Here is a 12,890-nt window from a genome sequence, read left to right as displayed (position 1 = left end):
TCAGAGGCCCGACGTGAACGATCCCGAACATACCCTGTGGCGAAGCACTTGCACCGAGGCAGTCACAGCACCGCCCCTGACCGCTGACGCAGCGGTTGATCTGGCTGTCATCGGAGGTGGCTACACCGGGTGTTCAGCGGCTTTGACCGCAGCCTGCGCCGGCGCGTCGGTCTGCCTGCTGGAGGCGCGAGAGATCGGGTTTGGCGGATCAGGGCGCAATGTAGGTCTGGTCAATGCCGGGTTGTGGTTGCCGCCGGACGATATCCGCGCGCGTATCGGTGCAGAGCCGGGAGACCGTTTGATCGACTTGCTGGCCAAGGCGCCGTCGGATGTGTTTGCTCTGATCGGTGAATATGACATTGCATGTGAGCCAGTGCGAAACGGAACCCTGCATTGTGCGCATTCCGCGTCCGGGTTGAAGAACCTGCAAACGCGTCATGCGCAGTTGAGCGAAGCAGGAGCGCCGGTTGAGTTGCTGTTAGCAGACCAGGCCGGTGAACGCACCGGCAGCCAAGCCTTTCACGGTGCCTTGTTCGATCCACGGGCAGGAACCATTCAGCCTTTGGCCTATGCGATGGGTTTGGTGCGCGCGGCGTCGCAGGCCGGGGCACGGATACATATGCGCAGCCCAGTGCAGACTATGACATATGAGGGCGGGCACTGGGTTTTGAAGACACCAGGCGGGACGGTTCGGGCAAAGTCGGTCATTCAGGCGACAAATGCCTATCATCATGCGTTGCCGGATACCGCGCCTGCTTATGTGCCGGTCTACTATTTCCAGTACACCACAGCCCCGCTGACTGACAATTTGCGCGCCAGTATCCTGCCAAAGAAAGAAGGGTGCTGGGATACCGGACTGATCATGACGTCATTCCGACTGGATCAGGCGGGGCGGATGATCATTGGCGGCATGGGGGATCTGGGACATGCCGGTCGGGTTGCACATTCCGGTTGGGTCCAGCGCAAGCTGGCCGAGCTCTATCCGCAATTGGCCGACCAGCCGTTGGAACACGGGTGGCACGGGCGGATCGCAATGACGTCGGACCATATTCCGAAGATCACGCGGATCGGCCCCAACGCTCTGGCCGCACACGGGTATTCGGGCCGCGGCATCGGCCCGGGCACGGTGTTCGGCCGAATGATGGCCGAGAGTCTTCTTGCCAATGATCTCTCGATTCTGCCGGTTCTCGCCGTGTCGGAATACCGAGAAAGCTGGACACGCGTGCGCCGCGCCTTTTTCGAATCCGGCGCGGCGCTGACACATCTTATAAAGGCGCGGGTCTGAGTTCAGACAGACCGGGTGATACCGCCGTCCACACGGATATTCTGTCCGGTGATATAGCCGCCGCCTTCTGAGGCAAGCAAAGCGACGACCGAGGCGATCTCGTCATAACTGCGCCCATATCGCCCCATTGGGATGCGGCTGCGGAACTCTTCCTTCTCGGGAAGGCTGTCAATGAAGCCCGGAAGAACGTTGTTCATTCGGATATTCTCCGCGGCATACTTGTCCGCGTACAGCTTGGTGAAGGCGGCCAGCCCGGCCCGGAACACGCCCGAGGTCGGAAAAACCGGATCCGGTTCGAACGCGGCAAAGGTCGAGATGTTGATGATCGATCCACCCCCCTGCGCCTGCATGATCGGGGTCACAAGCCGTGTGGGGCGCACCGCGTTCAGGAAATAGACATCCATCCCGGTGTGCCAATCCTCGTCCGTCAGTTCAAGGATAGGAGCGCGGGGGCCGTGACCGGCGGAATTGACCAGAACGTCAACGCGCCCCCAATGGGCCATGGCCGCATCGACAAGCTTCTGCAAATCCTCGGTGGACTGGTTCGAGCCGGTAATGCCGACGCCGCCCAATTCTTTCGCCAAAGCTTCTCCCTTGCCCGAGGAAGACAGAATGCCAACCCTGAACCCGCCCGCCGCCAACCTCCGGGCGGAATCCGCACCCATGCCACTGCCGCCCGCTGTAATAAGTGCTACTTTTTCCATCTGACATCTCCGTTTTCAGTTGATCCCAGGATGGAGGTCAGAGAGCGGTTTGACCAATCAGTTCTGCTGGCTCTATGCTGTAGAAAATCTACAGGACAACACTATGGTCGCCCTTCCGCCCCTGAACGCTTTACGTGCTTTCGAAGCTTCTGCGCGTTATTTGAACTTTCGACTGGCCGCCGAGGAACTTGGCGTTACACAAGGCGCCGTGGCGCAGCAGGTGCGCGGGCTTGAGGCACGATTGGACGAGGTTCTGTTCGATCGCCTGCCGCGTGGGTTGCGTCTGACCGAATCCGGGCGGCAGTTTCACGCGCCCCTGCGTCGTGCCTTCAGGTTGATCGAAGAGGCTGTCGAAGACCTGTCTCCGGACCGCCGGATCACGTTGTCGGTCACACCCAGCTTTGCCTCGAAATGGTTGGTGCCGCGTTTGTCGGGCTTCACGGACTTGTATCCGGACATCTCGGTTCAGGTGGATGCGCGCGAGCGTCTGGCGGATTTCAGTTCGGATGGCGTCGATCTTGCAGTCAGGCAGGGTCGAGCGCCTTTTGCGGCGGAACTGGAGGCGGTGCCTTTGTTCTCGACCGAGTTCATCCCGGTATGCAGCCCTTCTGTTGCGGGCGGAATCAGCACCCCTTCTGACTTGATGAAGCAGGTATTGCTGAACGACACCCACGGATTGTGGCCCTTGTTCCTTGAACGGGTGGGGGTGAGCGGAAAGCCCAGAATGATGAGCTTCAGCCAGACCAGTCTTGCGATCGACGCGGCAGTTTCGGGGCAGGGTATTGCACTGGCCAATGCGCCTCTTGTCGCGCAAGAAGTGGCCTCGGCCCGTCTTGTTCAGCCGCTTGCGGATGTCCTGGTTGAAGATCTGGGGTTTTATGTGGTTGCGCCCCGTAGGCCACGCCAGCCGCAACTGGTCGAGATCATGCGAGACTGGCTGTTGTCTCAGGTCTGAAGAGATGCCGCGATTGCCTCGATCCGGGCACGCAACCAGCGATGTGCCGGATCATTGGCCGACCTCTGATGCCAGACCATGTAGATCGACACCGGCGCGCATTCGAACGGCAGTGGTGCGCAATCCAGCCCAGCCAGCGGGCCCTGTTTCATCAGCGCCGTGTCGGTTGAGATCAGGTCGCTGCCCTGTATGAAGGCCGGGATGGCGTTGAAATGCGGCAGGGTTACTACCGCTGGCCTGATCTGGCTTTGATCGACGCCACGCATGACGGCGCGGGCGTTGCGGCCATCGGCAAAACGCACCTCGACATGATCGCAGTTGCAATAGGCTTCCCAACTGTCGGGCGGTGAGTGCTGCGTGGCGTCATAGAACACTACCAGCGGACTGGTCATCAGGTGTTTCTGAAAGATATCCGGCCCGTCCGGCGGCAACGGAGTCAGCATCATCTGGCATCTGTCACTGCGCAGAAGCTCTGGGTCCGGCACACCTGAAGGAATGAACTCCAGCCGCAGACCTGCGCCTTCGGCACGTGTTTCTCGAAGCAGCTGCGGAAAGATCAACTCGCGCGGCATGTCATTGGTGGCGATGCGGATCCTGATCTGTTCGGACTGCGGGTCGAACGGCCGCCCTTCGGTCAGCGCCCGCATTCCGTCCAGCACCTTTTGCGTGGGCTCCTTCAGGGACAAGGCGCGCTCGGTCGGGGTAAGGCCCTGACCGGACCGGACAAACAACGGGTCGCCCAGCACCAGCCGGAGCTTGGCCAGCGTGTGGCTGATGGCCGATTGCGTGACGCCCAGCCGATCCGCAGCTTTCGAAACCGAGCTTTCCTCGAGTATGGTCAGAAACGTGCGCAGAACCTTGCCGTCTAGATCAGTGAAATCGATTTTCTTCATACCACTTATGATTATGCATGAATGGTTTCGCTGTCCATTACGGGGTAGGGGATGGGTGGCAAAAGGAGGCGCATAATGGGAATCCGCTTTTTCTCGGACAAGAACCGGCCCGTTCACATGGGGCGATACCCGTTGGAGCGTTTGACCCGACAAGATACCATGCCGGACTTGTCGCGTGTGCCCTTGATGGGCGAACTGAGTTTCCACCGGCCGGAACGGCCCGACAGCATCGTCAACGCCATGGGCGAATTTCAGGCGATGCTGGACGCGATCCGCGACGGGTTGGTGAACCCGATTGCATCCGAGATCCCATCAGATCCGCAGGAACGCGCCAACCATCTGAAGGCATTCGGATATTTCAACGATGCGTCGATGATGGGCTGCGGGCCGTTGCCGTCAGATGCACTGTTGGACGAACCACGCCGCAACCCCGATATCGACCGGCTTGCCCATGCGCTGCGAACGCGCCAGACCAAGACGCTGGCCTCTGGGATCGATCTCATCATGGCGGATCTGAAAGACAGTATGGAGGCCGCGCCCAAGCCGATTGACGACCACTGCCACACCATCGTTTTTCTCTATGAACATAACCGCGATCCGGACCCTTCCGAACCCGGTGCGGATTGGATCATCAACGCGCAGGATCATCGTGCCTGCCTGCTGGCAACCGAGAATGCCGTGGTCATCGCCAACTATATCCGTCTGCTGGGTTTTGACGCCCGTGCGCACAGCGTGATGTCGTCCGAAGTCGATCTGGACAGGCTGGCCGTGGCCGCCGGTCTGGCCACGGTCGAGAGCGGTGAACTGGTTGCGCCGTGGCTGGGCACCAGGTTTGGCCTTGCAGCCGTGACGACCGAGATGCCCATCGCGCATGACCGGCCGCTCAGGCCCATGGCGCAACAGCCGTGGTTTCGGACTCAAGGCCCGGCATGGTGGTTGGGAACGGGATTTGCCAAGAACGCCCTCAACCGTGACCCATATGCCAAAAGACGCTATGTGGACGGGGCCCATCCGTTCGAAAAACTCAAACGGGTCGAGACCCCGACAACCTATGTCGACGAGGAAAATGTCGCCCGCGTTCCCAAGCGCGCCGACATGTTCGCCCGCGCCCAGTTCGGCGACATGGGCAAGTCACTGCAGGACGCCGCGAAAGGCGGGTACTACGTGCGCAAGGCTGCGCCCAGCTTTGCCCAGCGCCGCGCGCTGGGTGCATTCGTTCTGTTGCAGGACGGTGAAAGCGCTGACCTGCGTAAGCCTGCCGATGCCGGACGCAATGCGGCAAACATCAAAGCGGCGACCTATTTCCTGGGCGTCGATGCGGTGGGTCTCAGCCGCTGTCCGGAATGGGCGTGGTATTCTCATGACGCCACTGGCGAAGAAATCGTGCCGCCTCATGATCAGGCCATCAGCATGATCATCGATCAGGGCTATGAAACGATGGAAGGTGCCAGCGGCGACGACTGGATCAGTGTCGCCCAATCCATGCGCGCCTACCTGCGGTTTTCGCTGCTGGGAGGCGTGATCGCCCAACAGATCCGCAACCTGGGCTACAGGGCCAAGGCGCATACAGTGATGGATGGCGAGGTGCTGCAACCGCCGCTGTTGCTGCTCTCGGGGTTGGGAGAGGTCAGCCGGATCGGAGAAGTAATCCTAAACCCCTATCTGGGTCCGCGCCTGAAATCAGGCGTGGTGACGACCGACATGCCGATAGCGCATGACAAACCCATCGATTTCGGCCTGCAGACCTTTTGCGAGTCCTGCAACAAATGCGCCCGCGAATGTCCCTCGGGCGCAATCACCGCCGGACCGAAGCTGATGTTCAACGGTTATGAAATTTGGAAATCCGACAGCCAGAAATGCGCCACATACCGTGTAACGACGCCGGGCGGCGCGATGTGCGGGCGCTGCATGAAGACCTGCCCGTGGAACCTCGAAGGCATCTTCAAGGAACGCCCCTTCCGTTGGGCTGCGATGAAAATCCCCTCGGCCGCGCCCGCGCTGGCCAGGCTGGACGATGCGGTCGGCAATGGCGGGTTGAACAACATCAAGAAATGGTGGTGGGATATCGAGTTGCAGCCTGACGGCGCCTATCGCCCCACGACGCACCCGTTGAACCGGCGCGATCTGCAAAAGGATCTGGACCTGAAATATGAGGATCAGACTCTCGCCGTCTATCCCGCTTATCTGGCCCCGCACCCCTGGCCCTATCCCTTTGCAATGGATCGAGAGGCCGGGATCGCAGCCTATGAGGCCATGGTGACGGCCGACGAATACAAGGCGCGCAAGGCAAGCGGGGACATGTTGATCATCCATCGCTATCAGATCGCCGGTGATGCGCCTGTGATGCGGGTCGCCGTGACCAAGGTCGACAAGATGACGGCGGATGTCACGAAATACGAATTCACATCGCTGGACGGTGCGCCCCTGCCGGGATGGACAGCGGGCGCACATCTGGACGTCCTGGTCGCGCCGGAATTTCTGCGGCAATACTCCATGTCCGGCGACCCGTCGGATCGTGCGACCTATCAGATCGGAGTGTTGCGCGAGGATGACGGGCGTGGCGGATCCGCGCTGCTGCATCGCATCTTCACCGAGGGTCGAAAGGTTTTCGTTTCCAAACCGATCAACCACTTTGAATTGGATGAAACGGCAATCAGAACATTCCTCATGGGCGGCGGTATCGGCATCACGCCGATGATCGCCTTTGCCCATCGCCTGCATGCACTGGGCCGCGAGTTCGAGTTACACTATTCGGCCAGCACACGGGACGGGGCGGGGTATCTGGATGATCTGGCCGCTATGCCCTGGGCAGATCGCGTTCATTTCTATTTCTCGGACGAAGGCACCCGCGCTGATCTGAATGTGATTCTGTCAGGCTACCGGGATGGATGGCATGTCTACACCTGCGGGCCGGATCGTTACATGAACGGTGTGATTCAGGCGGCAGAGCAGCAAGGCTTTCCCGAAGAGGCGCGCCATCTGGAATATTTCTCCGTTCCTGAAGCGCCTGAATATGAAAACCACGCGTTTGAACTCAAGCTTGCGCGTTCGGGCCGGATACTGCCTGTGCCCGCAGACAAGGACGCGGCTCAGGTTCTGAACGAATCCGGTTTTCATGTGGATGTGAAATGCGCTGACGGCATCTGTGGCGTATGTAAATGCGGTGTCATTTCGGGCGAGGTCGAGCATCGGGATTTCGTTTTGTCCCGGAAACAGCGCGAAGGCGCCATGATCTTGTGCCAAAGCCGCGCGGCGGAACCTGATGGGTTGATCGAAATCGATCTCTGAACCCTGTCCAAAAGCGACATTTGGAAGTTGAATTTTGGTCGCTCGGCCCATGGACGCCGGACGAGGGGTGAACTAACGTCGCCGCGAACCCAGATATTCCTGACCAACAGGTACGAGGTAGCTTCATGGATTATCACAGCCCCGTCAGCTTTGCCGAAGCTTCGGCTCTGGCCGCGAACGCGACGGGCATCACACGTTTTCTGGCGGGCGGTACGGATGTACTGGTGCAGCTGCGCTCGGAACTCGTGACGCCCGATACGCTGATCGACATCAAGAAAATCAATGGTGTACACGACATTACCCGCAATGCCGACGGTGGCTGGACGCTGGGTGTTGCCGCAACCGGCGCCGAGATGAGCGAGCACCCCGAGCTTGGCCGCGACTGGCCCGGTGTCGTCGAGGCGATGGACCTGATCGGTTCAACTCAGGTTCAGGGCCGCGCGACGCTGGCCGGCAACCTGTGCAACGGCTCCCCTGCGGCTGATTCCGTGCCCGCCATGGTGGCGGCAGGCGTGACCGTCACCGTAACCGGCCCCGATGGCACGCGTGACGTTGCAGTTGAGGACATCCCGACCGGGCCCGGCAAGACCTCGCTGGCGAAAGGCGAACTGATCTCGGCCATCAACATTCCTACCCGTGGTGAAAATGGGGGCGATGCCTATCTGCGTTTCATCCCCCGTACCGAAATGGACATTGCGGTCGTGGGCGTTGGTGTGAACCTCCGTCTGGACGGTGACGTCATCACCGAGGCGCGCGTGTCGCTGGGTGCCGTGGCACCGACCGTTCTGTTGGTTGAAGACTGTGCCAACGCGATTATCGGCAGCACTTTGGACGATGCCGCCCTTGACGCACTGGCCGCGGCCGCGTCGGCCGCCTGCAATCCGATTGATGACAAACGCGGTACGATCGCATTCCGCACCGAAGTCGCCGGTGTTCTGGCCAGGCGCGCCGCGAAAATCGCCTATGCCCGCGCGAAGGGAGAAAACGCATGAGCAAGCTCCACGTATCCACCACCGTGAACGGAGACGCGGTTGAATACCTCTGTGACCCGCGCGAAACCCTGCTGGACTGTCTGCGCGACAAGCTGAACCTGACCGGCGCCAAAGAGGGCTGCGGCACCGGTGATTGCGGCGCGTGCTCGGTCACCGTCGATGGCCGTCTGGTGTGCTCGTGCCTGATGCTGGGTATCGAGGCCGAAGGTAAGCAGATCGAGACCGTCGAAGGGATTGCGGATGGTGACGTCCTGCACCCGTTGCAGAAGAAGATGATCGAATATGCCGCGCTTCAATGCGGCATCTGTACCCCGGGCATTCTGGTGGCGGCGAAGTCTCTGTTGGAGAAGAACCCCAATCCGACCGAGGAAGAAACGCGCTATTGGCTGGCGGGAAACCTGTGCCGCTGCACCGGCTATGACAAGATCATTCGCGCCGTGATGGACACGGCGGCTGAGATGCGGGAGGCGTCATAATGGCTCTGGACGATCGCAAAACTGATTTCACTTTCGTTGGCACCCGCCCCAATCGCCCTGACGGTCTGGACAAGGTGACAGGCCGGGCCAAGTTCGGCGCGGATATCTCGGCCCCCGGCATGTTGCACGGCGCCATCCTGCGCTCACCCCATGCCCATGCCCGGATCGTCAGAATTGATACCTCGAAAGCTGAGGCATCGAAGGATGTCAAAGCCGTCGTGACCCGCGCCGATTTCGCCAATGTCCCGTTCAAGCCCGGACTCGAAGGCGAATTCTGGAACGTGCTGGAAAACGTCATGGCGGGTGAAAAGGCGCTTTATGACGGGCACGCGGTTGCTGCGGTCGCGGCCACATCTGCCTTGGCGGCACGTGATGCGCTGAAACTGATCGAGGTCGAATACGAGGTGCTGCCGCACGTCACCGATGTGGACAAAGCGATGGCCCCGGATGCGCCGGTGATCCGGCAAGGCGCAGCGGACTATTCGGTGCCAGAAGGGATGCACCCGAATGTCGTGCGCTATCACGAAAGCGGTCACGGTGACGTCGAGGCGGGCTTTGACGAGGCCGATCTGGTTGTCGAAGACAGCTTTGTCACCGAGGCGACCCATCAGGGCTATATCGAACCGCATGCCTGCCTGGGCATGCTGGGCAATGACGGCAAGGGCGAGTTGTGGTGCACAACCCAAGGTCACTGGATAGCGCAAAAAACCTGTGCGGCGCTGCTGGGAATCGAAACCTCTCAGTTGCGCGTCACGGCGTCTGAAATCGGCGGCGGTTTTGGTGGCAAGACCACGGTCTTCATCGAACCCGTCGCGCTGGCGCTCAGCCGCAAGGCCAACCGTCCGGTCAAGATCGTGATGACCAGGTCCGAGGTTTTCCGTGCCACCGGGCCGACCTCTTCGGCGTCAATGGACGTGAAGATCGGCATGAAGAAAGACGGCACGATCTCGGCGGCGCAGGGTGTCTTCCGCCTGCAAGGTGGGGCCTTCCCCGGCGCCCCGGGCGACATGACGGCCATGTGTGCCTTTGCGCCCTACAACCTGACCAACGTCAAGCAGATCGGTTACGATGTGATGTCGAACCGTCCGAAACAGGCCGCCTACCGCGCGCCGGGCGCACCCATGGGTGCCTTCGCCGTTGAGTCCGTCATTGATGAGCTCTGCAACAAGCTGGGCCTCGATCCTATCGATGTGCGCCTGAAAAATGCCGCGCATGAAGGCACGAAGGCCAGCTATGGCCCGACCTACGAGCGCATCGGTCTGGTCGAAACCCTTGAGGCTGCCAAAGCGCATCCTCATTACTCGGCCCCGCTGAAGCCGGGGCAGGGGCGCGGGGTTTCCTGCGGCTTCTGGTTTAATCACGGCGGCGAGACCAGCGTTTCACTGGCATTGTCCGAGGATGGCTCAGCACAGTTGATGGTCGGAACACCCGACATCGGCGGGTCGCGCGCGTCCATGGCCCTGATGGCGGCCGAGGTTCTGGGAATTCCGTATGAAAACATCCGCGTGACCATCGCCGACACGGCGACACTGGGCTACAACGACGTGAGCCATGGTTCGCGTGTGACCTACGCGTCGGGCCTCGCCACGATCAAGGCCGCAAGACACGCGGTCGAGAAACTGTGCGAACGTGCGGCGGCCAAGTGGGGCATCCCGGTTGATGCGGTGAAATGGGAAGACGGCTGCGCGGTGCCCTCGGGGCCTAATGCTGGCGATTTCGACCCGCTGCCGCTGGCCGATATCACAGCGGATATGGGATCCACCGGAGGCCCGATTTCGGGCCATTTCGAAGCTACCCCCGAAGGCGCGGGCGTATCCTTTGGCACCCATATCGTCGATGCCGAGGTCGATCCGGAAACCGGCAAGACATCGATCACCCGCTACACGGTCATTCAGGATGCCGGCAAGGCGATCCACCCGACCTATGTGGAAGGCCAGTTCCAAGGCGGCGCCGCGCAGGGCATCGGCTGGGCGCTGAACGAGGAATACATCTATGGCGAGGATGGTCGGTTGCAGAACTCGATATTCCTCGATTACCGGGTTCCTGTTGCAAGCGACCTGCCGATGATCGACACGGTGATCGTCGAAGTGCCCAACCCCGGCCACCCGTTTGGGGTGCGCGGCGTGGGCGAGACGGGCATCGTACCGCCCCTGGCCGCCATCGCCAATGCAGTGTCCAACGCGGCAGGTGTTCGGATGACGCAACTGCCGATGTCTCCGCCGCGCATCCTTGCGGCGCTCAAGGACAATGGTTGAGGTCCACCTCTGGTCCGGCCTCCGGTCACTGACCGGGGGCCAGCAAGTGGTTAAGGTCGAGGCCAAGACCACCGGAGAGCTTTTACGGGCTTTGGTCCGGGCCTACCCGCAGTTGCAGGCCCCCATTGATGCGGGTGTCTCCATCGCGATCAACGGGCGCGTCATTGCCACCGGGCTTACCGAGCCGATTCCCGAAGGCAGCGAAGTCTATCTGATGCAACGTCTCAGGGGCGGTTAGGCGTCAGGCGACCATGGCTCGCGTCCGACCATCCGGTCAGCCTCTGCCGTGATGTCGTTCATGTGCTGCTCAAGGCTCAGGCGCAGGGTCTCGATTTCCTCTTCGCTTGCCTTGCGGGGCACTGTTTCAGTCCATTCCCGGCACAGAAACACGCCCTCATTGCGCCAGGGGCGGGGCATCAGAAGGTGATCCCAGGTTCCCGCTTCGCGACCATGTTTTGTTGAATAGGTGATACCGAATACGCGCTTGCCCGAGGTACGCGCCCATACCAACGGAACCGTCGACAGAACCCGTTCTGGCCCACGCGGGCCGTCTGCCGCGATCCCAATTGAGATACCCTGCTTCATCTTGCCCAGAACCTGGCGTGACAAGGCGACGTGGCGTGTCTTGCTGGCCATGGCAATCGTATCCATGCCAAACAACTTTTGTACCCGGCCCACCATACTGCCCGCCCGGGCAGAGGAGGTGATCGAACAGATGCGCGCCTTGTCCAGCGGAAAGAAATAGGGCGACTGCGCCAGCCGCTGGTGCCAGAGCACAACGATGACCGGCTCACCTTGTTCGGCCAACTGGTCCAGTTCTTCATACCCTATGCGATGCCAGCGTGTGTTGCGGTTGACCAATCGAATGTAAGTGGCAATCCGTCGGGCCACCCAGTTCAGCACGGCTTCGCTGTCTGCGATCTTCTTGCGGAGGTTCACGCGGGGTTCCTTTTGCTGACCGGACCTTGTCTTAGCGCACTGCACATTTTGCGCAACTTGTTTGTCGGTTCAGATAGTGGTGTGGAATCCGAAAAAGCCTCTTGAGTCCGCCGCGCGGCTGTCATATCTGGGGCGCACTACAGGGGTATAGCTCAGTTGGTAGAGCGACGGTCTCCAAAACCGTAGGTCGCGGGTTCGAACCCTGCTGCCCCTGCCATCCAAATCAAAAACCTAATCGGCAATCGTGTTTGGCGCGTTTCGCGCTTGCGCAATTTTTGAGTGCAGTTGGGGCGAACCGGCAATCAGGACGCGCGTCGTCAGTCTGATGCGAGGTGCAGTTTTGCCAACCCCCGTATGCCAGCAACAAAAAAAGTCCGTAGTTGTAGCGCGACGGTAGCTTTCGGACAATTTGGAGCGATTTCCCGGACAATACGAAGGTCGTAGCCTATGAATCGAATATCAGAAGGCCTGCAATAGAACCGATTGCGAGAACAAGCCACAAAACACCAATACAAACATAGGTCTTTTTGCTGAAGAAAACTTCGATGTTCTCCATCTCTGCCTCCTCTCGTTGTCTTCTTGTTTTTACGACAGCTTGGATACGCGCGTTGTGTCTAGACACTGCAGAAGCTCTTTCTTCCCGGAGGGGGTGATCCGGATTTTGAACAATCGTAACTAAATCGCGCTGAACTGCTTCTGGGAGTGTCTTGAAAACCGGATCAGAAATTATGTGATCACCTGCAAACACGTACCAACTTCGTGCGTTCGAACAAACCTTCAAACTATCCTTGTCTTTCATCTCTCTCCCAGCCTTTCCCAGTATAGCGCGGCGCGGCAATTGACAGTGGTACGGTGGCAGCTTTCAGTATAGCCGGACGCGACCTTCGGGACACAGGAACGAGACAATCGATACGAAGCTATAGCGCGGCGGCGGCTTTCGGACAATTTGGCTAGAGCAGAACGCCGCCTTTGGTAGTCAGCGCTATACCGGGTTAAATCACTGTTTAGTATGGCGGCAACACCTAACCTAGGTTCTGGACCTATTAATTTGGTTGTCGCCATCCCGCCTGCGTGATTCATACCCGCGAGCTTCAGGGGTATAA

At 60.0% G+C, this 12,890-nt stretch carries 11 protein-coding genes and 1 tRNA gene; 8 read left to right on the top strand and 4 right to left on the bottom strand.

Annotated elements, in window-relative coordinates; translation table 11 throughout:
- The first annotated feature begins 13 nt into the window (after positions 1–13).
- On the top strand, positions 14–1,285 hold the full coding sequence (locus tag AC2FEB_RS15280) for an NAD(P)/FAD-dependent oxidoreductase (protein WP_496674425.1): 1,272 nt from the start codon (positions 14–16) through the stop codon (positions 1,283–1,285).
- 2 nt (positions 1,286–1,287) lie between these two features.
- Here the strand turns inward: AC2FEB_RS15280 and AC2FEB_RS15275 are convergent, their stop codons facing one another.
- Entirely contained in the window at positions 1,288–1,989 is a 702-nt protein-coding gene (locus tag AC2FEB_RS15275) for an SDR family oxidoreductase (protein ID WP_299895275.1), read from the bottom strand.
- A gap of 103 nt (positions 1,990–2,092) precedes the next feature.
- Between AC2FEB_RS15275 and AC2FEB_RS15270 the strand changes: the two genes are divergently transcribed.
- The gene (locus AC2FEB_RS15270) at positions 2,093–2,944 is read left to right on the top strand and encodes a LysR substrate-binding domain-containing protein (protein WP_496674428.1); all 852 of its coding nucleotides are present in this window, start codon (positions 2,093–2,095) and stop codon (positions 2,942–2,944) included.
- On the opposite strand, the gene AC2FEB_RS15265 is transcribed toward AC2FEB_RS15270, so the two are convergent.
- Positions 2,935–3,837, bottom strand: coding sequence for a LysR family transcriptional regulator (locus tag AC2FEB_RS15265; RefSeq protein WP_496674431.1), 903 nt, complete (start codon positions 3,835–3,837; stop codon positions 2,935–2,937). The two genes, AC2FEB_RS15270 and AC2FEB_RS15265, sit on opposite strands and share 10 nt — an antisense overlap.
- A 75-nt stretch (positions 3,838–3,912) precedes the next feature.
- Here AC2FEB_RS15265 and AC2FEB_RS15260 point away from each other — a divergent pair, with 75 nt between their 5' ends.
- The 5 genes from AC2FEB_RS15260 (at position 3,913) to AC2FEB_RS15240 (ending at position 11,086) form a co-directional block, all read left to right on the top strand.
- Positions 3,913–7,125 carry a reductive dehalogenase gene (locus AC2FEB_RS15260; protein ID WP_496674434.1) on the top strand — a complete coding sequence of 1,071 codons (3,213 nt, stop codon included), beginning with the start codon at positions 3,913–3,915 and terminating at the stop codon, positions 7,123–7,125.
- Positions 7,126–7,250: 125 nt separating this feature from the next.
- Positions 7,251–8,117, top strand: a complete 867-nt coding sequence (locus AC2FEB_RS15255) for an FAD binding domain-containing protein (protein ID WP_496674437.1) — start codon at positions 7,251–7,253, stop codon at positions 8,115–8,117.
- Positions 8,114–8,593: a (2Fe-2S)-binding protein gene (locus tag AC2FEB_RS15250; protein WP_496674440.1), complete on the top strand. Its 480-nt coding sequence runs from the start codon at positions 8,114–8,116 to the stop codon at positions 8,591–8,593. The genes AC2FEB_RS15255 and AC2FEB_RS15250 overlap by 4 nt, the downstream gene beginning before the upstream one ends.
- Positions 8,593–10,848 carry a xanthine dehydrogenase family protein molybdopterin-binding subunit gene (locus tag AC2FEB_RS15245; RefSeq protein WP_496674443.1) on the top strand — a complete coding sequence of 752 codons (2,256 nt, stop codon included), beginning with the start codon at positions 8,593–8,595 and terminating at the stop codon, positions 10,846–10,848. Before AC2FEB_RS15250 ends, AC2FEB_RS15245 begins: the two co-directional genes overlap by 1 nt.
- A complete protein-coding gene (locus tag AC2FEB_RS15240; protein WP_496674446.1) occupies positions 10,841–11,086 on the top strand; it encodes a MoaD/ThiS family protein in 246 nt (81 codons plus the stop codon). The genes AC2FEB_RS15245 and AC2FEB_RS15240 overlap by 8 nt, the downstream gene beginning before the upstream one ends.
- Here the strand turns inward: AC2FEB_RS15240 and AC2FEB_RS15235 are convergent.
- Positions 11,083–11,787 carry a lysophospholipid acyltransferase family protein gene (locus AC2FEB_RS15235; protein WP_496674449.1) on the bottom strand — a complete coding sequence of 235 codons (705 nt, stop codon included), beginning with the start codon at positions 11,785–11,787 and terminating at the stop codon, positions 11,083–11,085. The genes AC2FEB_RS15240 and AC2FEB_RS15235 overlap by 4 nt on opposite strands.
- 141 nt (positions 11,788–11,928) lie before the next feature.
- Between AC2FEB_RS15235 and AC2FEB_RS15230 the strand changes: the two genes are divergently transcribed.
- Positions 11,929–12,004, top strand: a tRNA-Trp gene (locus AC2FEB_RS15230).
- Positions 12,005–12,232: 228 nt separating this feature from the next.
- Here AC2FEB_RS15230 and AC2FEB_RS15225 read toward each other — a convergent pair.
- Positions 12,233–12,586 (bottom strand): hypothetical protein, encoded by a 354-nt coding sequence (locus tag AC2FEB_RS15225; protein ID WP_496674451.1) that lies wholly within the window; start codon positions 12,584–12,586, stop codon positions 12,233–12,235.
- Between the last annotated feature and the right edge of the window lie 304 nt (positions 12,587–12,890).

This window comes from Ruegeria sp. YTSC106 (assembly GCF_059609765.1).
Note: the sequence above shows the minus strand (reverse complement) of the source record. Positions and strands in the feature narration are given on the sequence as shown.